The sequence below is a fragment of the Streptomyces sp. NPDC048297 genome (assembly GCF_043201585.1).
Lineage (GTDB): Bacteria > Actinomycetota > Actinomycetes > Streptomycetales > Streptomycetaceae > Streptomyces.
In genome coordinates this window covers 1-24,365 of sequence record NZ_JBICZA010000017.1, presented here as the reverse complement: position 1 = coordinate 24,365, position 24,365 = coordinate 1, and the positions used below count along the sequence as shown (strand labels likewise).

At 72.5% G+C, this 24,365-nt stretch carries 17 protein-coding genes and 1 pseudogene; 6 read left to right on the top strand and 12 right to left on the bottom strand.

The annotated features are described in order from the left end of the window. Positions 1 to 103 precede the first annotated feature (103 nt). On the top strand, positions 104 to 967 hold the full coding sequence (locus tag ACGFYV_RS19925) for a phosphotransferase enzyme family protein (protein WP_393879712.1): 864 nt from the start codon (positions 104 to 106) through the stop codon (positions 965 to 967). A gap of 364 nt (positions 968 to 1,331) precedes the next feature. Here ACGFYV_RS19925 and ACGFYV_RS19920 read toward each other — a convergent pair whose 3' ends face one another. The 6 genes and pseudogenes from ACGFYV_RS19920 to ACGFYV_RS19895 form a co-directional block, all read right to left on the bottom strand. Further along, positions 1,332 to 1,856 carry an NUDIX hydrolase gene (locus ACGFYV_RS19920; RefSeq protein ID WP_393879711.1) on the bottom strand — a complete coding sequence of 175 codons (525 nt, stop codon included), beginning with the start codon at positions 1,854 to 1,856 and terminating at the stop codon, positions 1,332 to 1,334. A gap of 116 nt (positions 1,857 to 1,972) precedes the next feature. Then, positions 1,973 to 2,686, bottom strand: coding sequence for an exonuclease domain-containing protein (locus ACGFYV_RS19915; RefSeq protein WP_393879710.1), 714 nt, complete (start codon positions 2,684 to 2,686; stop codon positions 1,973 to 1,975). 95 nt (positions 2,687 to 2,781) lie between these two features. After that, positions 2,782 to 3,087: pseudogene (locus ACGFYV_RS19910) on the bottom strand (3'-5' exonuclease); the annotation flags it as partial. Positions 3,088 to 3,189: 102 nt separating this feature from the next. Beyond that, a complete protein-coding gene (locus tag ACGFYV_RS19905) occupies positions 3,190 to 4,428 on the bottom strand; it encodes an SAV2148 family HEPN domain-containing protein (RefSeq protein ID WP_393879709.1) in 1,239 nt (412 codons plus the stop codon). 100 nt (positions 4,429 to 4,528) lie between these two features. Next, positions 4,529 to 5,905, bottom strand: coding sequence for a copper amine oxidase (locus tag ACGFYV_RS19900; RefSeq protein WP_393879708.1), 1,377 nt, complete (start codon positions 5,903 to 5,905; stop codon positions 4,529 to 4,531). A 56-nt stretch (positions 5,906 to 5,961) separates the two neighbouring features. After that, positions 5,962 to 6,813, bottom strand: a complete 852-nt coding sequence (locus ACGFYV_RS19895; RefSeq protein WP_393879707.1) for a Tat pathway signal sequence domain protein — start codon at positions 6,811 to 6,813, stop codon at positions 5,962 to 5,964. A 222-nt stretch (positions 6,814 to 7,035) separates the two neighbouring features. Here ACGFYV_RS19895 and glgX point away from each other — a divergent pair, with 222 nt between their 5' ends. From glgX to ACGFYV_RS19880, 3 genes are all read left to right on the top strand, one after another. Beyond that, positions 7,036 to 9,144, top strand: a complete 2,109-nt coding sequence (gene glgX, locus ACGFYV_RS19890; RefSeq protein WP_393879706.1) for a glycogen debranching protein GlgX — start codon at positions 7,036 to 7,038, stop codon at positions 9,142 to 9,144. 234 nt (positions 9,145 to 9,378) lie between these two features. Then, positions 9,379 to 11,751 carry a malto-oligosyltrehalose synthase gene (gene treY, locus ACGFYV_RS19885; RefSeq protein WP_393879705.1) on the top strand — a complete coding sequence of 791 codons (2,373 nt, stop codon included), beginning with the start codon at positions 9,379 to 9,381 and terminating at the stop codon, positions 11,749 to 11,751. Positions 11,752 to 12,222: 471 nt separating this feature from the next. After that, entirely contained in the window at positions 12,223 to 13,473 is a 1,251-nt protein-coding gene (locus tag ACGFYV_RS19880) for a M14 family zinc carboxypeptidase (RefSeq protein WP_393879704.1), read from the top strand. A 175-nt stretch (positions 13,474 to 13,648) separates the two neighbouring features. On the opposite strand, the gene ACGFYV_RS19875 is transcribed toward ACGFYV_RS19880, so the two are convergent. Both ACGFYV_RS19875 and ACGFYV_RS19870 read right to left on the bottom strand, forming a co-directional pair. Beyond that, complete coding sequence (locus ACGFYV_RS19875) at positions 13,649 to 14,074, bottom strand: SSI family serine proteinase inhibitor (protein WP_393879703.1); 426 nt, start codon at positions 14,072 to 14,074, stop codon at positions 13,649 to 13,651. A gap of 108 nt (positions 14,075 to 14,182) precedes the next feature. Beyond that, positions 14,183 to 14,737 (bottom strand): FHA domain-containing protein, encoded by a 555-nt coding sequence (locus ACGFYV_RS19870; protein ID WP_393879702.1) that lies wholly within the window; start codon positions 14,735 to 14,737, stop codon positions 14,183 to 14,185. Positions 14,738 to 14,910: 173 nt separating this feature from the next. On the opposite strand from ACGFYV_RS19870, the gene treZ reads away from it, so the two are divergent. Then, the gene (treZ, locus tag ACGFYV_RS19865; RefSeq protein WP_393879701.1) at positions 14,911 to 16,656 is read left to right on the top strand and encodes a malto-oligosyltrehalose trehalohydrolase; all 1,746 of its coding nucleotides are present in this window, start codon (positions 14,911 to 14,913) and stop codon (positions 16,654 to 16,656) included. A gap of 117 nt (positions 16,657 to 16,773) precedes the next feature. Here the strand turns inward: treZ and ACGFYV_RS19860 are convergent, their stop codons facing one another. The 3 genes from ACGFYV_RS19860 to ACGFYV_RS19850 all read right to left on the bottom strand — a co-directional run bounded on the left by ACGFYV_RS19860 (position 16,774) and on the right by ACGFYV_RS19850 (position 19,987). Next, entirely contained in the window at positions 16,774 to 17,727 is a 954-nt protein-coding gene (locus tag ACGFYV_RS19860; protein ID WP_393879700.1) for an aminoglycoside phosphotransferase family protein, read from the bottom strand. A gap of 61 nt (positions 17,728 to 17,788) precedes the next feature. Next, positions 17,789 to 18,916, bottom strand: a complete 1,128-nt coding sequence (locus ACGFYV_RS19855; protein WP_393879699.1) for a M24 family metallopeptidase — start codon at positions 18,914 to 18,916, stop codon at positions 17,789 to 17,791. Positions 18,917 to 19,366: 450 nt separating this feature from the next. Beyond that, positions 19,367 to 19,987, bottom strand: coding sequence for a PDZ domain-containing protein (locus ACGFYV_RS19850; protein WP_393879698.1), 621 nt, complete (start codon positions 19,985 to 19,987; stop codon positions 19,367 to 19,369). A 302-nt stretch (positions 19,988 to 20,289) separates the two neighbouring features. On the opposite strand from ACGFYV_RS19850, the gene ACGFYV_RS19845 reads away from it, so the two are divergent. Beyond that, a complete protein-coding gene (locus tag ACGFYV_RS19845) occupies positions 20,290 to 21,873 on the top strand; it encodes a hypothetical protein (RefSeq protein WP_393879697.1) in 1,584 nt (527 codons plus the stop codon). A 74-nt stretch (positions 21,874 to 21,947) separates the two neighbouring features. Here ACGFYV_RS19845 and cyc2 read toward each other — a convergent pair whose 3' ends face one another. Further along, positions 21,948 to 24,107, bottom strand: coding sequence for a germacradienol/geosmin synthase Cyc2 (cyc2, locus tag ACGFYV_RS19840; RefSeq protein ID WP_393879696.1), 2,160 nt, complete (start codon positions 24,105 to 24,107; stop codon positions 21,948 to 21,950). Positions 24,108 to 24,365: the final 258 nt, after the last annotated feature.

Below are 24,365 nucleotides of genomic sequence, written 5' to 3'. Positions count from 1 at the left end.
CAAGGGCCCGCACACGGGGCCCCACCTGTGCGAATGCGAGACTGGCCGGGAACCGGGCACGCACGGCACGGGACGAACGGCAAGAACGGCACGGAGGCGGACGATGGACGAGGCACGGGCGCGGGACGTACTGGCCGCGGCACAGGTGCTGCCGGGCACGGCACGGGACGCGCGGCTCCTCACCCTCGGCGAGAACGCGGTGTTCGCCTCGGGCGACCTCGTCGTCAAGGTGGGCCGCGACGCCGAGCTGCTGGACCGGGCCCGCCGGGAGCTGGAGATCGCCGGCTGGCTGGAGCGGGCGGACGTACCGGCGGTGCGGGCCGCGGAGCCGAAGCCGCTGCTGGTCGACGGACACCCGGTGACCGTGTGGCACCGGCTGCCCGAGCCGGTGCGTCCCGCCGGGCCCGGGGACCTCGCCCGGCTCCTCCGGATCGTGCACGCGCTCCCCGCTCCCCCCTTCGCCCTGCCGCCCCGCGACCTGCTGGGCGGCGTGGAGCGCTGGCTGCGGCTCGCGGGCGACGCGATCGACCCAGCGGACGCGACATATCTGCGCGAACGCCGGGACGGCTTCGCGAGCGCCTCGGCCGCGCTGACACCCCGTCTGACGCCGGGCCCCATCCACGGCGACGCGCTGCCCCGCAATGTGCACGTCGGCCCCGAGGGTCCGGTCCTGGTCGATCTGGAGACCTTCTCCGCCGACCTGCGCGAGCACGACCTGGTGGTCATGGCCCTCTCCCGCGACCGCTACGGCCTGCCCGCCGAGGCGTACGGCTCCTTCACCGAGGCCTACGGCTGGGACGTGCGCGAGTGGGAGGGCTGCGGGGTGCTCCGCGGGGCCCGCGAGACGGCCAGCTGCGCATGGGTCGCCCAGCACGCACCGACCAACCCGAAGGCACAGGCCGAGTTCGAGCGCCGCGTGGCGTCACTGCGCAACGGTGACGAGACGGTGCGATGGTATCCGCTCTGAGAGAGCCGGAGCGCTGACGACGGCCCGCACCTGCGTACGGCACCATTCCGGCGGGCCGCCCCGCAGCACCGTTGGGGGGCGAGGAACTGCGCGACCAACCCCCACCGGACCGCAGACGAAGAACTACGCCGGCTGCCCCTCGGACAACTCCCGCACCGGCCACGTCCCGTCGATGACGGGTGCCGACGCGGCGGACCGGCTTCTTCGAGGTGAGAACCCGACCCACGCGAGGCTCACATCGTCCGGCTCCGCAAAGCCGCCTCCGGAAAAGCCAGAGTCATCCGCCTCCCAGCACCGCGCGAACCACCGTCATCGGGTCCTGCGGCTGAAATGCCCCCTGCACCGAGGGAACGCACATCGCCGGTCACCCGGCTGCCGGCTCGCTCGCACCGCCGCCGCCGGATCCGGACCCCAAATACTGGCGCAGAGCTTCCCGCCCTCCCGGAACGAAGCACCGTTCATCAAGGACTTCGCGCAGTTCGGCCACCGTCAGCCAGTCGCACCAGTCGATCTCGCCCGAATCCGGGACCAGGTTCTCCGACACGACGGCCTCGTGCACGCCGAGCCAGATGGGGCTGATCCCCTTTCGGAAAAGGAACTTGAACAGGAAACGCACGGGCACACGAATGCCCAGTTCTTCAGCCAGCTCGCGGACTGCCGCCTCCTCATACGACTCGCCCACGTCCACGGCCCCGCCGACCATCGCGTCGTAGTGGCCCGGAAACCGGGACAACGTCTCGGCCCGCCGCAGCACCAAGATCCGGCCTTCGCGATCACGACAGATCGTCGCCGCAATGCGATGCAGCCAGTTCTCACGCACCGCCTCATCCCGCTCGACGACCCCCAGCACGCGGTCGTACTCATCGACATGCTCAACCAGTTCGCTCACGGATGCACGATCTCAGCCCCCACTGACAACTCGTCCCCACGGGCGACACTGACAAGCGATCCGCACCATCGGAGCCAAGAGCAGTTCACGCGTCAGGAACTGGCCGACCGGGTCGGTCATCGGCTGCGCGGGATGACCGGCCAAGCCGCCTCGACGACCGCCGTCGGGTTCGACGTCCGCCGCAGGTAAGCCTGCAGCGAGGCGGACTGCTCGGCCGCCGCACGAACCTGGAGGTCGTGCAGGTTCGCCAAGGACATGGCCCCGACGGGCTGATGCTTCTCCGCCATGCGTCGCACCACACGGGCGGCAGCCACCGCGTCCGCCCTCGCATCATGCGCGTCTTCGAGCGACACACCGTAGTGCGCGCACAACGCGTGCAAGGCGCGCGTCCCCTTTCGATACTTGTCGACATGCTTGTCGATCACCAAGGGATCGATGACCGGCGAAGGCACGACGCCCAATCGCTCACTGATCGACTCCAGCCCGTACCGCCGGCACTCACGGTCCAGCAGCGACAGGTCGTAGCGCGCGTTCATCACGACCAGAGGGGTCCCTGAGCGCAGGACTTCGGCGACAGACTCGGCGATTTCCTCGATCGCGGACGAAGCCGAGACCCCGTGCGCGCGGGCATGGCCCGTCGAGATGCCATGGATCGCCGAAGCCTGTTCGGGTATCACCACCCCGGGATCGAGCAGCCAGGTCCGCTCCGCCGAGACAGCCCCGTCCGGCTCCAGTCGCACGACCGCCGCGGTGACGATGCGATCGGTCTCGACGTCCGTACCCGTGGTCTCCAGGTCGAAGGCCACCAAGGCCTCCGTGATCCAGCTCATCGCTCGTCCCCCGCTCCGACGTGAGCCGGAACCCGGCACTCTGCTACCGGATGAGACGCCTGGGACGCCTGAGACGCCACTGAAGTGAGCGGATAAAAGGCCGCGTCGCGGGCGGCGACCGGCACGCCCGTCTGCCAGTAGGAGGCCGGCGATTCCGCGATGGTGTCGGCCACCTCGTCGGCCGGGCGGCCCTCGGCCGCCGCGCGTTCGTTACCGATGCCGTGCACCGCCATCGCGTCGGCCGGGATCTCCATGCCCGGATCCGCCAGCCGTTCCCGGCGCCCCACGGGTTCTTCGGCCCTGACCTCGATCACCGAGCCGGTGACGATGCGCGCCTCGTGCGGATCGGTCCCGGTCGTCTCCAGGTCGAAGCCGATCAGCAGCTCCTGGTGCCGGCCCATGGGCAGGCCCCCCTTCTCGATGGTGCGTTCCCCCAGTGATCTCCACCTTCGCACGGGGCACTGACAATCCGAGGGGCGCGTTCCGCTTACCGGATGGACAGTTCAGGACACCGGGCGCGAATCCGCCCAGGCCAGCTCGAATTCCTCGCGGTATATCGGGAAGAGTCCGGATTCTCCCACCTCGTCGGACTTGACCACACGGCTGCCGCCCCGCAGCACCAGCACCGGCGACTCCATCCCGCGCGCCCCGCGCAGATAGGACTGCACGACGCCGATGCCGTCCGTGCCGTCGCCGTCCACGAGGTAGGCGGTGAACCGGGGCGTCTCGTCGTACACCTGGATCTGGAAGGCGTCCGGGTCGCGCAGCCGGGACCGCACCCGGCGCATGTGCAGGATGTTCATCTCGACGGAGCGGCTCAGTTCGCCCCTCTTCATGCCGAGCTCGCGCTCGCGGCGCTTGACCGCGCTGGAGGCCGGATTGAGGAAGAGCAGCCGCACCCGGCAGCCGGTCTCGGCGAGCCGGACCAGCCGGCGGCCGGAGAAGTTCTGCACCAGCAGGTTGAGGCCGATGCCGATGGCGTCGAGGCGGCGGGCACCGCCGAAGAGGTCCTCGGCCGGGAACTGCCGCATGAGCCGCACTCGGTCCGGATGGACCGCCACGACGTCCGCGTACCGCTCGCCGACCAGGTCCTCGACCGCGTCGACGGGCAGCCGGCGCGCGGAGGGCACGTCGCCGCCCGCGCCGAGCAGCTCCAGCAGCCGGGCCGAGGCCCGTTCGGCCTGCCCGAGCACGGCCTCGGACAGGGCACGGTTGCGGGAGACGACGTTACGGGTCACCTCCAGCTCGTCCAGGGCGAGTTCGAGGTCCCGGCGCTCGTCGAAGTACGGCTCGAAGCAGGGCCAGTGCTGCACCACCAGCTCGCGCAACTGGGGCAGCGTGAGGAAGCTGAGCACGTTGTCGTCGGCCGGGTCGAGCAAGTAGCCCTTGCGGCGGCTGACTTCACGGACGGCGACCGCCCGCTGCACCCACTCCTGCCCGGCCGGACCGGCCGCGGCCACCACCCACTCGTCGCCGTGCACGGGCTCGTAGATGGGCCGCAGGACAGCGGCCACGACCGCGCGCAGCCGCTGTTCGACGAGGTTCAGCCAGATGTAGGCCCGGCCGGCCCGCTGGGCGCGGGTGCGCACCTCACGCCATGCGTCGGCGCCCCAGTCCAGTTCCGGCCCGATGGAGCCCGCGTCCATCGGACGGGCGAGGGACACCGCGCCGGGCGGGACGTCTGTGGAGTTCCCCTCGTGACCCTCGTCACCAGGGGGCAGCTCCAGCCCTCCCGACCCCACCGCCTACCGCCTTCCGTCCCCGTTCGTTCCCCGTCCCGACGATCAAGGAAGGGTACTCCGGGAGCGGTAGGCGGTGCAGCCGGATGGGCAGGTCGGTTTCTCAACTGCGCGGTCGCCAATGGCCGTTCTGCCAGCCGAGCTCGTCGGGAGTGAGCGGATTCATAGCGGTGACGTCCCTGGGAGCGATGGCGAAGCCCTGCCAGTGGATCGGCATGGGCTGCTGGTCCTCGTCCCGGGCGATGTGGTGGAAGCCGACGTTCATCCAGACGACGGGGTGGGTGAGGCTCTGCCCGTTGACCCATGTGTCGACGGACTTGCCCGCCCCGGCCGGGCAGGCGCCCGGGTTGTTGCTGGCGAACTGCTCGCACTTGTTGTACTCGGTGACGTACAGGTCGTGCCTGGTGAAGCTGCGGCCCGGGTACTTGGTGGTGGCCCCGGGGACGATCTCGTACGAACGGGCGTGCCCGTCCTTGTTCTTGCCGGTCTCGCTGACGACCCGCCACCAGCGGTAGGTCTTGTAGTCCCCGGCGAGTTCCCTGGTGACCTTGGTGCGGGTGGTCTTGTTGGTGGGCGCCTGGCCGCCGCGGGCGGGCGGGGTGACGGCCGAGTCGTACTGCTCGACCCTCGACTTCGACGAGCCGTCGAGGCCGAAGTCCAGCCGCCAGAACACGTTGTGGCTGTGGCTGGTGGCGTAGGCCTCGGCGCCCTTGCCGAGGGGCCAGCCGCGGCCGTCGCCGGCGTCGTAGTCGTCGTAGGAGAGGCTACCGGTGGCGCCGACGTTCATGGTGACCGTGCCGTCGTCCTGGAAGCGCCACTCGGTCATGTACTCGTACCAGCCGACCTGGTTGACGGTGTAGACGAGCAGGTCCTTGCCCTGCGCCTGGAAGACCTTGTTCGCGCTGTCGCCCTGCATGCGGTAGGCGTGGCCGCGCGAACGCGTGGTCGTGCACAGGCCGTTGACGTCCGGGTGCCGCGGGTCCCAGGCGTCCGGGACCTTGACGGTCTTGATGGTGCCGCCGGGGCACTCGCCGGGCGCCAGGTTCACCAGGCCCTGGGCGAAGCCGAATCCGGTGAGGTCGTCGTACTCGACGCTGCCGTCGTCGTAGGGGACGTCGATCTGGGCGAGGCGGGCGCTGTTGAGGACCTTGATCGGCTTGGGCTCGCCCTTGGGCTGGTAGGAGATGTTCTCCAGGACGAGTCCGGCCTTGCTGTCGTAGCGCCAGCACATCCGCCAGGTGGTGCCGCTGGAGAGCTTCTGCTCGATGCGGTAGGCGGAGCTGCAGTCGGCTGCCGCCGTGGAGGTGGCGGCCACGGCCGACGTGGCGGATGTGGATGTGGAGGTGGTAGCGGATGTGGTGGCGGTGGCGGTCCGGGCGACGGCCGGGCCGGCGCCGGCGGTCGCGCCGACGGCCAGGGCGGCGACGGTGAGGCCGACGCCCGCGCGCGTGCGGGCACGGCGGATCGTGTGGTCACGCATGGCGAAGTAGCTCCCTTGCACAAGACGCAAGTCGGATGAGTGGACGGGCTGCCGGCTCAGTGGTGGTCGAGCCTTGCGACCTTGCGCGCGCTCAGGTCGACGACGAACCACCGGGCGTCGATCCAAGGGCCGTTCACGACCTTCGGGAACAGCCGGACGCAACGGTGTTCACCGCACGTGTCGAGCGCGGCGGGCCGGCCGCCCGGAACGGCCCGGTAGACCGCGCCGTTCAGCAGCAGCTGGTCCGGTGACGTCAACTCGCGGCCGGTGGCATCCTTGTAGTCGGCCCTGAGACCCGCGCCCAGCGGGTCGGCGATCAGCAGCTTCGCCGCCTCGGTGTTCTCGGCCCGGCTCAGCGGCGGCTGGACGCCGTGCCTGCGGGTGGTCTGCTCGACCTTGCCGGTCCGGAGGTTCACCGTCCGGGTGACCAGCTCGTCGTTCCGGTAGTCGTAGAAGGTCACGTCGGCCCGGCGCGGCGCGTCCGGGTCGTCCAGTTCGTCCGCCGTGGCCGGGTCGGCGAGGTCGACGGTGAGGCGCTCGGGCCCGCGTCGGCCGTCGACGTTCTCGGCCGCGCCCAGCATCTGCCGGTCCAGGGCGATCTTCTCGACCCGCCGGATCTCGTCGTCGGTCAGCGGGTCGCGGCCGGTGCCGTTCTTCCCCTCGGCGGGCGCCCGCTCCACCACGCCCGGCCGTACCGCCTGCGCACCGTCTCCGGACCGCGCACCGTCCGCGGCCTGCACACCCTCTCCGGCCTGCTGCACGGCCCGGGTTCCGCCGCGTCCGCCGCCGGCCTCGTCCGCCCCCGCCGTGCCCGGCAGGGTGATCCCGACCATCACCGCGGTCCCGGCCAACGCCAGGGCCGCCCCCGCCACCACCTTGCCCAGATGGCGGTGCACTGTCTCACGCACATCTTCCCCCTGCTCCCCGGACGTCCCGGGAGTACGTGTCTGCCCCACTGGTTCGGCGCACGGGCGGGTAGTCAGGCCGCCGTGCGCACGGGTCGGCCGGTAAGAGGAATGCAAGTGATGGGAGGTTCCGTCACTTTCGGACAGTCTCGGGGCCGAAGAATTCGGGCGGACTCGGTGCCGAAGGCCGCACCGGCGGGCGGCACACCTGGAAGAGTCGTCCCCATGCAGGTCTGGCCTGGAGAGGCATATCCGCTCGGCGCCACGTACGACGGCGCGGGAACCAATTTCGCGGTCTTCACAGAGGCCGCGGACCGAGTAGAGCTGTGTCTGCTGCACGACGACGGCTCGGAGACGGCGGTGGAACTGCGCGAGAGCGACGCGTTCGTCCGGCACGCGTACGTGCCGGGCGTGATGCCGGGACAGCGGTACGGGTTCCGGGTGCACGGCCCGTACGACCCCGGTCGCGGGCTGCGCTGCAACTCCGCGAAGCTGCTGCTCGACCCGTACGCGAAGGCGGTCAGCGGCGCCGTCCGGTGGGGCGAGGAGGTGTACGGCTACCACTTCGGCGCGCCCGAGCGGCGCAACGACCTGGACTCGGCGCCGCACACCATGACGTCGGTCGTGATCAACCCGTACTTCGACTGGGGCGACGACCGGCTCCCGCGCACCGAGTACCACCACACGGTGATCTACGAGGCGCACGTCAAGGGCCTGACCATGCGCCATCCGGGGCTGCCGGAGGAACTGCGCGGCACGTATGCGGCGCTCGCCCACCCGGCGGTCATCGACCACCTGACCAAGCTCGGCGTGACGGCGCTCGAACTGATGCCCGTGCACCAGTTCGTGAACGACCACCGGCTCGTCGACATGGGCCTGAACAACTACTGGGGCTACAACACCATCGGCTTCTTCGCCCCGCACAACGCGTACGCCTCCTGGGGCGACCGCGGCCAGCAGGTCCTGGAGTTCAAGTCGGCGGTCCGGGCGCTGCACGAGGCCGGGATCGAGGTCATCCTCGACGTCGTCTACAACCACACCGCCGAGGGCAACCATCTGGGTCCGACGCTCTCCTTCAAGGGCATCGACAACCCGTCGTACTACCGGCTGGCGGAGGACCGCCGCTACTACACGGACACCACGGGCACCGGCAACTCGCTGCTCATGCGGTCCCCGCACGTCCTCCAGATGATCATGGACTCGCTGCGGTACTGGGTGACCGAGATGCATGTCGACGGGTTCCGCTTCGACCTCGCGGCGACCCTGGCCCGGCAGTTCCACGAGGTGGACCGGCTGTCGTCGTTCTTCGACCTGGTGCAGCAGGACCCGGTCGTCTCGCAGGTGAAGCTGATCGCGGAACCGTGGGACGTGGGCGAGGGCGGCTATCAGGTGGGCAACTTCCCGCCGCTGTGGACCGAGTGGAACGGCAAGTACCGCGACACCGTGCGCGACCTGTGGCGGGGCGAGCCGCGGGCGCTCGCCGAGTTCGCCTCCCGGCTGACCGGCTCCTCCGACCTCTACCAGGACGACGGGCGCCGCCCGCTGGCCTCCATCAACTTCGTGACCTGCCACGACGGTTTCACGCTGCACGACCTGGTGTCGTACGACCAGAAGCACAACGAGGCCAACGGCGAGGACGGCCGCGACGGCGAGAGCCACAACCGGTCCTGGAACTGCGGCGCCGAGGGCGAGACCGAGGACCCGGACGTGCTCGGGCTGCGCGCCCGTCAGATGCGCAACTTCGTCGCCACGCTGATGCTGTCCCAGGGCGTGCCGATGATCAGTCACGGCGACGAGTTCGCCCGCACCCAGCGCGGCAACAACAACGCCTACTGCCAGGACAACGAACTGACCTGGCTGGACTGGTCCGAGGAGAGCGGCGACCTGCTGGAGTTCACGCGCGCGATGGTGTGGCTGCGCCGGGACCACCCGGTGCTCCGGCGCCGGCGCTTCTTCCACGGACGCCCGGTGGAGGGCACGCACGACGACCTGTCCGACATCGCGTGGTTCACACCGGAGGGCGAGGAGATGACCCAGCGGGACTGGAACTCGGCGCAGGCGTCCGCGCTGACGGTCTTCCTGAACGGCAACGCCATCTCCGAGCCCGGACCGCGCGGGGAGCGCATCGCCGACGACTCCTTCCTGCTGATGTTCAACGCCTCGCCGGGCCCGCTGGACTTCGTCGTGCCCGTCGACCACGGCCGGCAGTGGCAGGTGGTCGTCGACACGGCCGACCCGGACGGGGTGCCGTCGGGAGCGGGCGCGAAGGTCGCGGCCGGCGACCGCATCACCCTGCCGGACCGCAGCCTGACGGTGTTGCAACGGCCCGCGTGACCGGCCCGTTCAAGGGGCGGATACGGGATCCCGCTCGGCGGGCGCGGGATCCCGTTCAGGGGGTGCGGGATCGAGTTCAGGGGGTGCGGGATCCCGTTCAGGGGGTACGGGATCTCGCTCGGCGGGTACGGGAGGGACGGCGGGCGGCCCCTGCACTCGCTGCGCGCGCCCTCGTTCAGGGAGTCGTGCGAGGACGATGACACGAAAGGGGCCGGGCTGGGTACGTAGGGTTGCATGACTTCTCTGCGACCCGGTCCGGCGGTGCCCACGGCCACCTACCGGCTGCAGCTCCAGCCCGCGTTCCCGTTCGCCGCCGCCGCGGCGGCCGTCCCGTACCTGGCGTCCCTCGGCGTCTCGCACCTGCACCTGTCCCCCGTCCTGGAGGCCGTACCGGGCTCCACGCACGGGTACGACGTCGTGGACCACGCGCGCGTGCGCGAGGAACTCGGCGGCGAGGACGGCCTGCGCGCGCTGGCGCGCACCGCGCGGGAGCACGGCCTCGGCCTGGTCGTGGACATCGTCCCGAACCACATGGCGATGGCGCCCCGGCACAACCACGCCCTGTGGGAGATGCTGCGCGAGGGCCCCGGCTCGCCGTACGCGCGCTGGTTCGACATCGACTGGGAGGCGCAGGGCGGGCAGGTACTGCTGCCTGTGCTCGGCGGGCCGGTCGGGGGTGAACGGGAGCACCTGGTGGCCGACGGCGGCGTCCTGCGCTACCACGACCACGTCCTGCCGCTGCGCGCGGGCACCGAGGGGCTGCCGCTGCCCCAGTTGCTGGACGCGCAGTGGTACCGGCCGGTGTGGTGGCGGCTGGCCCGTACCGAGCTGAACTACCGGCGGTTCTTCAGCATCTCGGAGCTGATCGGGGTCCGCGTGGAGGACCCGGAGGTGTTCGAGGCCACCCACGGCAAGATCCTCCAGCTGCTGGCGGAGGGCGTGATCGACGGACTGCGCGTCGATCACCCGGACGGGCTCGCCGACCCCGACGGCTACCTGGAGCGGCTGCACGAGGCGACCGGCGGCCGCTGGACGGTGGTGGAGAAGATCCTCGCCGACGGCGAGCACCTGCCGGCCTCCTGGCCCGTCGCCGGCACCACCGGCTACGACGCCCTGCGCCACGTCGACGGCCTGTTCACGGACCGGTCCGGGGCCGGTGAACTCCTCGACCGCTACCGGGCGTTCGCCGCCCCCCAGACGGACCGGGGCGGCGACTGGGCCGCCACGGTGCGGCGGGCGGCCTACCTGGTGCTCACGCACGAGCTGGCCGCCGAGACCGACCGGCTCACCCGGGTGGCCGCCCGGCTGTGCGCCTCCTCGCCGGACCTCTCGCTGCGCGACCGGGCTCCCTGGGCGCTGCGCACCGCCCTGGAGGAACTGCTGGTGCGGATGCGGGTGTACCGGCCGTACGCCTCCGGGGACGCGGCCTCCGTGGTCACCGAGCGGGCCGCCGGGGAGGCGCGCCCGGCCTTCCTGATGCCCGAGGAGGCCGGAGCCGTCGACGTCGTACGGCGGCTGCTGGTCGAGCCCCTCGGCGACGGGCCCGCCGAAGACCGCGCCGGCCGGGCGGAGCTGTACGCGCGGTTCGCGCAGACCGCGTCGGCGCTGCGCGCCAAGTCCGTGGAGGACACGGCGTTCTACCGGTACGTGCCGCTGCTGTCGGCGACCGAGGTGGGCGGCGATCCGGGCCGTCCAGGTGTGTCCCCGGAGGAGTTCCACGCGTACTGCGCGCGCGTGCAGCACGACTGGCCGCTCACCGGCACGGTCGTCACGACGCACGACACCAAGCGCAGCGCGGACGTACGGGCGGCGCTGGCCGTGCTCACCGAGTGCCCCGGCCGCTGGGCCAGGCTGCTCGCCGAGGTGTCCCGCGACGAGGAGGCCGTCCCGGACGGGCAACTGGCCTGGGCGGCCTGGCAGACGGTGTTCGGGCTGGGGCCCGCCGAGGAGGAACGGGTCCAGCGGGCACTGCTCAAGCACGTGCGCGAGGCGGGCCTGTACACCAGCTGGACCGAGCAGGAACCGCCGTACGAGGAGACGGTGGCCGCCTTCGTCGCGGCCGGACCGTGCGGGCCGCCCGGCGAGCGCGTGGCCGCCTTCCGCAAGACCCTGGAGCCGCACATCCGGGCCAACGTGCTCGGCACCGCCCTGGTCCATCTGACGATGCCGGGCGTGCCGGACGTGTACCAGGGCACGGAGAGCGAGTACCGGGCGCTGGTGGACCCCGACAACCGGCGGCCGGTGCCGTTCCCGGCGGCGGCGCCGGGCGAGAAGGACGCGCTGACGGCAGCGGCGCTGCGGCTGCGGGCCCGGCGGCCCGGCGCCTTCGGTGCGACGGCGTCGTACGCCCCCCTGACCGCCGAGGGCCCGGCCGCCGGTCACTGCCTGGCCTTCGCGCGCTCCGGTGAGGTGGTGACGGCGGTGACCCGGCTGTCGCTGCGGCTGGCGGAGGCGGGCGGCTGGCGGGAGACGAGGCTGGCGCTGCCGCCGGGACGGTGGGCGGACCTGCTGACACCAGGACGGGAGTTCACGGGGCACGCGCGCGTGGCGGACCTTTTCGAGGGGGTTCCGGTGGCACTGCTTGAGCGGGCCGGGGAGGACGACTGACCCGGGTCGGGGAGGACGGCGGGGCCCGCCCGGCCGGCTGAGCGGGGGCGGCCCTCCCGCTCCGTGCGCGGCTCACGATCGGCGTTGGCACGGGCAGGCGCGACGGTGGCGTTCGCGCGGGGAGGATCGACGGTGACGCCCGGGGGGGGCGGGCTCGACGGTGACGCCCGGGGGCGGGCCACGTGGTGCTCCCGGCGGGCGTGCAGGCGGGCGCGGGGTTCCGCTTCGTGGGCATCGCTCGGCGCGGTCGGGGGCGCTGTCGGTGGCGGTGCCGATGGGGGGCCGAAGGGGGTGCCGAAGGGGGTGCCCATGGGGGTGGGTGAAGCGTCCCCGACGATCGCGGGCAGCGGCCGGCGCCGGCGGTGAGCCACGTATCCGGGCGCCCCCTGGAGCCTCCCCCACCGTGTCCTTGACAGTTCACCCACGCCGTGCGGCACTGGGAGGGCGAAGCCGGGCGGAAACGAGTCGGGGGTGAGTCTCCTGCCGGTGCTGCGCTACCCCAGCGTTCCCGAACTGGTCGCCTTCGCAGCAGCGTTGGCGGCTCAGGAGCCCGGGCTGTGCGCGCTGCGACAGGTGGGCCTCTCGCGGGCCGGCCGGCCCCTGCACCTGCTGTCGGTTGGCCACGCCCGCCGGTCGGTGCTGGTCGTGGCGGGTGCCCACGCCAACGAGCCGACCGGGGGATCCACCCTGCGCAAGCTGGCCGAACAGGTGCTGGCGGAGCGGGAGTTGCGGACCGGTACGTCCTGGCACTTCCTGCTGTGCGCCGATCCGGACGGCGCGAGTCTGCATGTGACGCCGGCGCCGAGCAGCCTGCTCGACTACCACCTCGGCTTCTACCGGCCGACCGGCGCCGAACAGCCCGAGTGGGCGCCGTCGGTGCTGCCACCGGACCGGTTGCCGCCCGAGACCCGCGCGCTGACCGGCGTGATCGACGAGCTGCGCCCCTACCTCCAGGTGACCCTGCACGGCACCGATCTGGGCGGCAGCTGGGTGCAGTTGACGAAGGACGTGCCGGGGCTCGCCGAGCCGTTCGCCAAGTCGGCGGCGCAGCTGCACATTCCGGTGGAGACGGGCGCCGCGGACGCGGCGGGCTGGCCGGCCTCCGGGCCTGGCGTGCACGTCATGCCGAGCCCCGACTCGCGCACCGCCTACCCGAGCATGCCCGACGACGCACGGCACAGCACCTGGTACCACGTGCACCGCTACGGCGGTCTGACCGCGGTGGTGGAGGTGCCGATGTGGGCCAGCGACCTGGTGGACGACCCGGCGCCGCACCCGGCGCCTGAGGCGGCGCTGCGGCGGCTGGCCGCGCGCCTGCTGCGGGACGCCGTGGAGGTGGAGGGTGTGCTGACCGAGGCGCTGCCCCGCCTCGACGGCGCGGACGGGCCGCTGCTGCGGGCCGCCCGCTGGGCGCTGGAGCTGATCCCGGGCCTGGCGCAGGACTGGATCCAGACCCAGCCGGCCGGGACGACGATGGCGTACGTCGGCAGCGTGGACGCCTTCGGACGACGGCTGCCGCTGCGGGCGGCGGCGATGCTGCTGCGGGTGCTGCGGGAGACGGACGACCGTACGGCGCCCCGGCTCGAAAATCTCGTCGCCTCCTGGTGCGAGGCCTTCGCGGTGCGCTTCCGGGCCCGCTGGGTGCCGTTGGAGCACCAGGTGGAGCATCAGGCCAGGACGGTGCTGGTGGCGGCACAGCAGGCCCGTGAGGGGGTGGCGTGAGGGCCGTGAGCAGGCGACGCGTGCGTGAGCAGGCGACGCGTGCGTGAGCAGGCGACGCGTGCGTGAGCAGGCGACGCGTGCGTGAGCAGGCGACGCGTGCGTGAGCGGGTGGCGTGAGGCCCGTGAGGGGGGCGCGGGGGTCGTACGCCACCCGCTCTCGCTCGGTCGGCGGCGCTCAGTCGTCCAGGTCGAACACCGATCCCGTCCGCGCGTTCATGACGCACCGGCTCGTGTACGTCTGCTGGAAGTCGACCGGCCGCCCGTTCCACTGCCCGCGCGCGTGGGCGGTCACGGGGGCGTAGATCATCGTGCAGAAGACCTTCTTCGGCGGAATACGCGCGATGTCGCCGTCGGCTACGGCGAGTTCGGCGCACGCCTCGGCCGCGTGCGCGTGGCCCAGGGGCGGGTCGCACAGCAGCAGGGTGCCCTGCGGGGTTCCCTGGGTGCCGCCGGCCGGCGCCTCGCCGCGGGTGACGGTCAGGTGGAGCCAGTTACCGGCGCGCGCGTGGTGGGACGCCGCCTGGGCGGGGCCCGCGGTGAAGAGGCCGGTCGCGGCCAGCAGGGCGCCGACGGCCGCTGTCGCTCGGGTGAGGTACGTCATCCCCGATGCATCGGCACGGTCGCCCGCCTTCCCCACCCCGGCTCACCCGAACGGGATCCCACGCGCACGTGGCGGGGCAGCCGCAGCGACAGCGACAGCGACAAGGTGTCAGTGGGTCGACAGCCGGAAGGCCATCTGTCCGAAGCCGACCATGTCGCCCTCGGACACGACGACGGCACCGACCACGCGGCGGCCGTTGACCGTGGTGCCGTTGGTGGAGCCGAGGTCCCTGAGGACCCACATGCCGCCCTGGCGGCGCAGCTCGGCGTGCACCCGGGAGACCGTGTCGTGGTTGAGGCGCAGCCCGTTCGCGGGGTCGCGGCCGATGCGCAGCGGGTATCCCTGCTCCGGATGCGGCAGCAGCAGCTTGGGCAGCCGCTCGGCCTGCCACGCGCGGCGCAGCCGTACGCCGAAACCGGAGACGGCCGCGACGGTGCCGAGCACCGCGCGGGTGAAACGGTTCTCGCGGGGCAGGTCGGCGGTGAGCACGGCGAGTTCGTCGGCGCGGCGCGCGGCCAGGGCCAGCTCCATGCGGCGGATGAACGTGTCCTGCGACAGCCGGCCCATCGCGACGCCGTCTCGCAGCACCTGCAGCACCTTGTCGCGCTCCGCGTCGGAGAGCCGGGCCGCGTATGTGGGGAACTCGAAGGAGGACGACGTCACGTTCGTGATTGTCGGCCAGTGAACCCCGGGTGTCCAGGAAAGGGGGAAACGGCGGCCACGCGCGGGTACTTCCGCGACACCCGCCCGGAAAGGCCGGTTTCGAGGGCGGATTGATCGTTTTCGCGGCACGATGGACTCGCTACATCACGGTGAGCAGACGAAGGGGACCGTCCGTGCAGTTCGAGGTGTGGGCACCGAAAGCAGACCGCGTGACGCTCCACTGCGGCGACGCCACGCACGCGTTGGAACGCGATCCCGAACGGGCGGGATGGTGGGCCGGACAGGCGGCGGCCGAGGACGGCACGCGCTACGGCTTCGCGCTGGACGACGGCCCCGTACTGCCCGATCCGCGCTCGCGCCGCCAGCCGGACGGACCGGACGGACCGAGCGCCGTCGTGGACCACGGGCGGTACGCGTGGCGTGCCCCGTGGACGGGGCGCGGGCTGCCGGGCGCGGTGCTGTACGAGCTGCACGTGGGGACGTACACCCCCGAGGGCACGCTCGACGCCGCCGCCGGCCGTCTCGAACACCTCGCGGAACTCGGGATCACGCACGTCGAGTTGATGCCGCTGTGTCCCTTCCCCGGGCGGCACGGCTGGGGGTACGAGGGGGTGTCGCCGTGGGCGGTGCACGAGCCGTACGGCGGTCCCGAGGCGCTGAAACGGTTCGTGGACCGGGCGCACGAGCTGGGCCTCGGAGTCGTCCTGGACGTCGTCCACAACCACTTGGGCCCCTCCGGCAACCATCTGCCCGCGTTCGGCCCGTACTTCACGGACACGCACCACACCCCCTGGGGCTCGGCGGTGAACCTGGACGCGCCCGGCTCCGACGAGGTGCGCGCGTACTTCCTGGGCAGCGCGCTGGCCTGGCTCAGGGACTACCGGCTCGACGGGCTGCGCCTGGACGCCGTGCACGCGCTGCACGACACGCGCGCGTGCCACTTCCTGGAGGACCTGTCGGCGGCGGTCGACGGCCTCGCCGACGAGGTGGGCCGGCCGCTGTTCCTGATCGCCGAGTCCGACCTGAACGACCCGCGGGTCATCACCGCGCGCGCGGAGCACGGCCTCGGGGTGCACGCGCAGTGGAACGACGACTTCCACCACTGTCTGCACACCGCGCTGACCGGCGAGTCCCAGGGCTACTACGCGGACTTCGCGCGCGCCCCGCTCGCCGCGCTGACCAAGACGCTCACCGGCGGCTACTTCCACGACGGCACCTACTCCGCCTTCCGGGGCCGCGGCCACGGCCGGCCGCTGGACCGCGCGCGCGTGGCCGCCCACCGGCTGCTGGGCTACAGCCAGACCCACGACCAGATCGGCAACCGCGCCCAGGGGGACCGGCTCTCGGCCCACCTCTCCCCCGGCCTGCTGGCCTGCGCGGCCACGCTCACGCTGACCGCGCCGTTCACCCCGATGCTGTTCATGGGCGAGGAATGGGCGGCGGGCACGCCCTGGCAGTTCTTCACCGACCACACGGACCCCGAGCTGGCAGAGGCGGTACGGCGGGGCAGGCGGCGCGAGTTCGCGGCGCACGGCTGGGCCGAGGAGGACGTGCCCGACCCGCAGGACCCGGAGACCCGGGAACGGTCCTGCCTCGACTGGTCGGAGCCCGCACGTGAGCCCCACGCGCGCGTGCTGTCCTGGTACCGGCGGCTGATCGCGCTGCGCCACGACGAGCCGGACCTCACCGACCCCGACCTCGCGGACACGAAGGTCGCGTACGACGAGGAGCGGCGCTGGCTGGCGTTCCGCCGCGGCGACGTCCGGGTCGCGGTGAACCTCGGCAAGGACCCGGCGGCGATCCCCCTGGGCACCGGCCGCGTGCGGGTCCTCGCGGCCTGGGACCCGGTGGAGGCCCCGGGCCCGGACGGGCTGCTCCAGGTGCCGGGCGAGTCCTGCGTGGTGCTGAAACAGCCCTGAGCGGGTGTGCCGGGCGCCCCGGACGAGCGGGCGGGGCGCCCGGAAGTGGACCGCGTGGAGTCCATGGACCGCGTGAACTCCGTGGACTGCGTGCGCTCCGTGCACTCCATGCGCTCTCTAGGGTTCCGCCTCGTCGTCCTTGAGGTCGCTGACCCACTCCAGCATGATCGGCTCCCAGGCGCGGCGCAGCCGGGTCCTGAGCAGCGGCAGGTCGCCCGGGGCGCGGCCCTCGATGTGGTCGGTCAGGTGGATGACGGTGTCGCAGCGGGCGAGCCACAGACCGCGCAGGCAGGGGCGCGCGCCGTAGCCGGCGAGGGTGGCGGCGCGGACGGCCGCCGGGGAGCCGACGGCGACGGCCAGCCCGGCGATGTCCTCGGCCGGATCGCCGACCGCCGCCTCGGTCCAGTCCAGGATGCCGCGGACCCGCCCGTCGGCGCTGACCACCACGTGCTCGCCGATCAGTCCGTGATGGGTGAGCACGGCGACCGCCTGCTGTGCGGCGAGCTGCGCGGCGCCGGGCGGGGTCAGCTGGTGCAACCGCGCGGCGTCGAACTCCTCGGCGGCGGCGAGCCGCTGCGCCGCGTGCACGGCCATGCGGCGCAGCGCCTCCAGGGAGCGCGGGGCGACCCGCGGCACGCCGAGCGTCTCGGCCTGCCGTACGGGCACCGCGCGCAGGCCGGTGAGCAGCCCCGCGAGGTCGGCCTCGCCGACGGCGGAGACGTCGTGCTCGTCGGCGGTGCCGCCGGGCAGCTTGGTGTCGAGCGTGTAGGCGAGGCCGGGCGCCCAGTCGCCGTGCGCGACGCTCGTCGGCACGGCGACCGGCACGTGCGGGCGCACCAGGTCGCGCAGCCGCAGTTCGCGGCGGCGGCGCGCGGAGGCCTCCTGGTCGGGTGCGAGCCGCAGCACATGGCGGGTGCCGACCCACCAGGTGTGCTCCCGGCTCTCCATGACCGGGCGGACGTCGGGGCCCGCGGCGCCGTTCGCGCTCCCCTTGCTCCCGTCGCTCTCCTTGAGCAGCGAACGGACCAGTCTGCGCACGGTGTCCGCGGTGGGTGTCGGTGCCTGGGTCATGGTCGCGTCGTCGCCGTCCCGGGATGTCGTCCTGGTGTCTCTCCTGGGTCTGTCAGTCCACTCAATCCACTATGACCATCTCACGGGTGGTGTCGTTGAGACGCCGGCCGCCGTCCTGCGTCACCGTGACGATGTCCTCGATGCGTACCCCGAAGCGGCCGGGCAGGTAGATGCCGGGCTCGACGGAGAAGCACATGCCGGGCACGAGGGCCTGCTCCTCGCCCTCGATCATGTACGGCGGCTCGTGCGTGGTGACGCCGATACCGTGCCCGGTGCGGTGGATGAAGTACTCGCCGTACCCGGCGTCGGTGATCACCGCGCGCGCGGCGCGGTCGACCTCCTGGCAGGCCACCCCGGGACGCACGGCCCTGAAGCCCGCTTCCTGGGCGGCGCGCACGATGTCGTGGACCCGGCGCTCCTCCTGCGTCGGCTCGCCGACGTGGACCGTGCGCGTGGTGTCGGATCCGTAGCCGTCCTTGAGGCCGCCGAAGTCGAGGACCACCATGTCCCCGTGCTGGATGACGCGGTCGCCCACCTCGTGGTGCGGGTTGGCGCCGTTGGGGCCGGAGCCGACGATGGTGAAGTCGACCTGGGAATGGCCGAAGCGGCGCAGCAGGTCGGCGAGGTCACGGCCGACGTCGGACTCGCGGCGGCCGGCGAAGGGAACCTTCCGGATCTCCTCGAACGTCGCGTCGGCAGCCGCTCCCGCGGCTGCCAGGAGGTCCAGTTCGGCCGCGTCCTTGACCGCGCGCAGCATGGGCAGGGCGTCGGTGAGGGAGGCGTAGGAGCTGTCGGGCAGCGTGCGCTGCAGGCCGAGCAGGTGCATCGCCCAGGTGTTGTCGCTGATGCCGAAGCGTCCTCGCTCGTCGAGGAGGCCGGCGGTGACCGCGTAGGGGTCCTTGCCGTCGGTCCAGTCACGCAGGGTCAGTGCGGTCGCGCCGGCCGCCGCCTCCGCGTCCGGGGCCTCCAGCGTGGGCACGACGAGCACGGGGTCGTGGCCGGGGGCGAGGACCAGCAAGGTGAGCCGTTCGGTGATCGCGGTGGGCGTGTACCCGGTCAGCCACACCATGTCCGGTCCCGGCGCCACCAGGAGTCCCGCGAGACCGGCGTCGGCCGCGGCACGCGCGGCGCGTTCCATGCGGGCCCGGTAGTCGCCGGCGGTGAAGGGCGCGGGCGTCGTACTGGTCATCCGGGCCTCCGAGCGCGGTCGAGCTGACGGGAACGAAGCGGTCCCGGGCAGCATCCTGCCCGGCCGGACAGGGCGCCGCGAGCGGATCGCGAGGTTCCGCGGCCAGGGTCCGTGGGGCCTGCGATCGCCATGGGGCCATGATGACGCGCGGGGCGTGGGGTGACCAGCGGGTTTCCGGGGGCGTCCGGTCGGGGCCCGCGGATGTCGGTCCGGTCGGGGCGCGGGCGTGTCGGTCCGGTCGGGGCGTGGGCAGGTCAGGGCGCGGGCGGGCAGGTCGGTCCGGTCGGAGAGACCGGGGGGTGGTCGCGGACTGCGGAAGACACCCGCGAATACCGGAGTGCGTTCGGGCAAGGCGCCCGACGACCGGGAATGTGGGCGATCTCGCCGGATACACGGCCCCGCGGTCGGCCGGATGCTCCGGTGTCCGGGCGGCGGTCGGCCCCGCGTCGGTCAGGTCACCACGCCCGGGAGCACCGTCAACTGCTGGAAGCCCCCGCTGTGGTGGCGCACGGTGAGGGTCACCTGCGTGCCCGGACGGGCCCTGGTGACGGCTCGGGCGAGGTCGGCGGCGGTGTCGACACGGGTGCCGCCGAACTGGAGCAGCACGTCACCGCGGACCAGGCCCGCCGTGTAGCCGGGGCCGGGGACGTGCACGGCCGTCACCAGCGCCCCCGGCTTCTCGGCGTCGACGACCTCCACGCCCAGGGTGGCGCCGGGCCGGGCTTCGGCGGGGCTCCCGGGCGTGGCGGAAGCCGTGGGAGCCGTGGACACCGCGGGTGTGCCGGGCCCGGGGTGCGCCGAATCGGGCGGGACGGCGCCCGGTGGCACCTGCCGCTGCAGCTCGGCCAGCTTGCTCATGCCGATCACCGTGGCACCGACGGTGCCGAGTCCGACCCCGCAGAGCACCAGGGCGGTGCCGACGAACAGGCAGAACAGCAGAGCCCTGATCCGCCGGCCGCGACGCCGCGCCGCATGCGGGTGCCTGACGGGAGCGGCCGTGCCCTCGCCCGTCCCCCTGTCCCTCCGCTCCTGACCGGGCATCGGCTTGGGACGCAACACAGTCTGTTCCATGGTTCGCTCGCCTCCGGCTGTGCTCTACCCGGGGCACCGGGCCGCGACGAGACACGAACGAGTGAGACTGACGAGAGGGTGGCGGAGGGTAGCCATGCAAGGTCCGCACAGAGGGCTCCCTCAGGGCGGACCCCCTCAGACTCAGGCGGGCCCCTCAGACTCGGGCGATCCCCTCAGACTCAGGCGGGCCCCTCAGACTCGGGCGATCCCCTCAGACTCGGGCGGACCTCCTCAGGCTCAGGCGGGCCCCTCAGCCCCCGGCGCCATCCTCGCTGTCAGTGGCGGCTGTTACGTTCGGTGACATGACGGATCACGCGCTGCGGACGCTGCGACAGCACCGGGACCTCGCCGTACTGGCCGCGTTCCCCTTCGATTTCGACCTGGACCGTGCCGCCCACGGCCACGTCGAAGACGTACGGCTGGCCTCCGGTGGCCCGCTGGAGGTGCTCGCGGGGGACGACACGGGAGGCACGTACTTCCGGTGTGCGGACGGTTCGGTGTTGTACGCCGACTCGGAGGGTTCGGCCGGGATCATAGGGACGAGTGTCGACGCGGCGCTGGAGATCCTGATCGGTCTGCCCGGCTGGCACGACTACCTGGGTCTGCCGCCGGCGGACGGCGAGGAGGCGGTCCTCGCGTGCGTGGCCGAGACCGAGGAGGAGATCCGGGAGTCCTACGACATCGACGCCGAGCGTGCGGAACTGCGCGCCGCGCTGGGCCTGCCCGAGCGGTCCCCGGTCGAGCTGATCGGCCTGCTCCACTGCGCCCTGCTGCGCACGGAACCGGACCACGTGCTGCTCAACGACGAGGAGGGCATGGCCTACCGCCTGCTCGACGGGCATCCCCGCCCGCCGCTGTGGGAGCCGGTGCTGGAGCGCGGCCGTGCCGACCTCGCGCTGCTGCGTGCCGGGGACGCGGCGGCGCGCGCGGAGGTGGCCGGTGATCCGGTACGGCGCCGACTGGTGCTGCGCGCCGCCCAGTTCGACCGCTCGGACGGCGATCTCGCCCTGCTCCGGGAGCTGCTGCCCCGGGAGGCGGAGTCGTCGATGACCGACGAACTGCGTCTGGCCGCCGTCCTGGTGGGCCTGCACGGGGACCCGGCGGACCTGCCGCTGCTGCACGAGGTGCGGGACACGGACTTCGACACCCACTGCGGCCTGGGCGGGATACCGGAGCCCGGCGCGGACGGGGCGGAACTGCGCCGCTGGGCAAGGGACCTGGACGCGTCCCTGTTCGGCGCGGATCCGGCCGACGAGCCGGAGTCGACGTGGACCGACCTGGCCGAGGCCCAGGGCCTGACCGAACTCGCCCGGGTCACGCTGATCCGCCGGCTGGACGCCCTCACCGTGAACCAGTCCCTGCTGCGGCGCCCCGACGACCCCACCCGGCTCGATCCGGCCCAGTTGCACGGGCTGGCCTACGACCTGGAGCGCCTGGGCGACTTTGAGCAGGCCCTGCGCGTACAGCGTCTGTACAGCGCGCTCCAGGAGACCGCCTGGGACCGCGTGTCGGCCCGGCGGGACCTGGCCCGTCTGGAGCGGGAGACGGGCCGGCTCGTCCCGGCCTCGCGCACCCTCGCCGCGCTCCGCGGCATCCTGGGCGTCCCGGACGACGGCACCCTGGAAATACCCGGCCTGGATGTCCCCGGGGACACTTCCCTGGCGCACTGGCGGGAGGTGAACCTCGGCCGGTTCGTCGCGCGGGAGCACTACGCGCTGGCCCGTGCCCTGGCCGGCGCGGACCTCGTCGAGGAGGCCCGCGCCGTCCTGGCGGGAGCGGACGCGATCCGCGCCGAGCTGCGCGGAGCCGCCGCCCAGGGGCTGGACGGCCTCGCGGCGGAGGTGGCGGAGCGGATCGGCGACGTCAGCCGACCGGACGTGAGCTGAGCCGACCCGACGCCGGCCGAGCCCGACCTCAGCCGAGCCCGGCGTCAGCCGACCCGACGTGAGCCGACCCGCCGTCAGCCGACCAGTTGGACGGGGGCCGGGGCCCGGTCGGGCAGGAAGCCGTGGGTGCGGCGGCCGAGCCACTCCGCCTTGTAGCGGTCCACGCTCCGGTGCCAGTGCAGGATGCCCGCGAGCCAGTTCCGCAGGTCCAGGACGTAGGCGTCCATCGCCGTGCGCGCCTGCCCGGAGAGCTGGAAGTCCTCGTGGAGGACGGGCAGTTCGTGTGCGACGACGTGCTCGAACTGCTCCATGCGCTGGGTCATCAGGTCGTGGACCACGGCGAGCGCGGCGGGGTAGTCGACGCCGAAGAAGTTCTGCACGACGAGGATCGCGTTGTGGATCTCGCCCTCATGCTCGATCTCCTTCTGGTAGGAGAAGACGTCGTTGATCAGGCAGGCGTAGTCGACGGCCGCGTTCTCCAGGGAGCGCACGGGGCCGCTGCGGTACACCTCGGGCGGGATCGCGGGGCCGTGGCCCATCCGGCACAGGCTCAGGGTGAGGTCCGAGCCGAAGGTGGCGCGGCGCATCTCCAGGTAGTCGACGGGGTCGGGGACGCGGTTCTGCAACTGGTTGGACAGCTCCCAGACCCAGCTCTCGGTCATGCTGTCCACGGCCGTCTTCAGGGTGCGCCGCTGGTCGGCGGTCATCTCCGCCGTCGTACGCGCCCACAGGTCGATCAGCCCGCGCTCCATGGCGTTGACCGGGGCCACGGTGGGCGCGCCCTCCAGCGGCATGCACGCGGAGAGCCGGACCGTGGTCAGCCGGGCGGCGACCAGGTCGCGGCGGTGGCCGAACACCAGCGGGTAGTAGTCGTCGCCGTACGTCCCCCAGGCGAGCCACTGCGCGCTGAGGTCGAGGGCCTCGGGGGTGGCGTCCGGATCGATACCGGCGGCGCAGAGGGCGAGGTCGCCGGCCGCGAGCTTGTCCTCGTCCCAGACGCCCTCCTGGAGGATGCCCGTGCGCCATGACCACTCGACGAGGTGGTGGCGGGCGGCGTCGAGGTGCGGGCTCAGGGTGAGCGGGAACGGCATGTGGAAGTCGGGCAGAAGTGAGGGCCCGACCTTCTGGAACGGCACGTGGGAGTAGGCGCGCAGCCTTTCGTTCGCCGCCGAGGCCAGCAGCGCGCCGACGTCGGCGGCCGACATGCCGGGGCCGTTGCCGAGTTGCCAGGGCGAGTCGGACCGGGCCCCCTTGTTCATGTAGCGGCTGGAGCGCAGATGCCATTCGTGGCCACCGGACTGCCAGTCCTGGAGTCCCTTGGTGTAGGCGGCGACCGCGGCGACCTCGTCGGGCCTGAGCCCCTTGTCCAGGGCGAGGGCCGGGACTTCGGTGAGCGCGGTGTGCTCGAATTGGTGCAGGCGCGAGGTGAGGACGTCGTTGACCGTGTCGGCGGCCTCCTGGGTGGTGCAGCCGAAGAAGGTCTCCAGGACGAGCACGCCGTTGCTGTTCTCGCCCTCCTCCTCCACCTCCCGCTGGTAGGAGAAGAGGTCGTTGCGCAGGTGGACGGCGTCGGAGAAGGTCTCCATGAGGACCCTGAGCGGCCGGCTCCCGGAGACGGCGGCGGGCACCTCGGCGGTCGCGTACTCCACGAGCCCCGCCGACCAGGGGGCGCCGCCCACCTTGCGGCGCATCTCGATGTACTCGACCGGGTTGGCGATGCGCCCTTCGTTGATGTTGGACAGCTCCCACAGCGACTCGTTGAGCAGGTGCTCGGTCGCCACGGAGAAGCGCCGGCGCCAGTCTGCGGACATCGACGGGACCGTGCGCCGCCAGAGGTCGGCGAGGCCCGCCTCCACCGGGTTCTCCGGCTCGGGCATCGGCGCGGTGGGGTCCAGCGGCATGAAGAGCGGCAGGCGGTCCAGGTGGGCCTTGCCGGCGGCGCGGTCCTGGGTGCGTTTGAACATGTCGAGGAAGTGGTCGTCGAAGAAGAACACCCAGACGTACCAGTCGGTGATGAGCGAGAGGGCGGGGCCGTCGCAGTCGGGGTGGGTGTAGGCGCACAGGAGCCCGTAGTCGTGCGCCTCCAGGTCGGCCTGGTCCCAGATCCCGGAGCCCTCGAGCATGCCCATCTCGCGTGCCCACGCGGTCGAGTGGGCACGGGCCTCGTCGACGTGGGGGTTGAGCCGCGCGGGATACGGCATGTAGAAGTGCGGGAGTTCGAACGGCTGCGTCATGGCCCGGCCCTACCCGTGGCCCGGGACCGCCATCCGCCCGGCGGGACATGATCACACCATCGCGTGAAAGGCCGCCGAAACGGTGAACTTACCGCGCGCCATGTGACGTTGGGCAGAAGGGTCGAGGGGTTGCCGAGTCCCCGCGCGCGGGCCACGGTAGGCGCATGACACCCCCTGTGTCAACCTCACACCGCTTGAGCGAGCGGTTGTGGGGTTGTGAGACGTTGAAGTCCGCCGTGCCGGTCGGGCTGGTAGGGC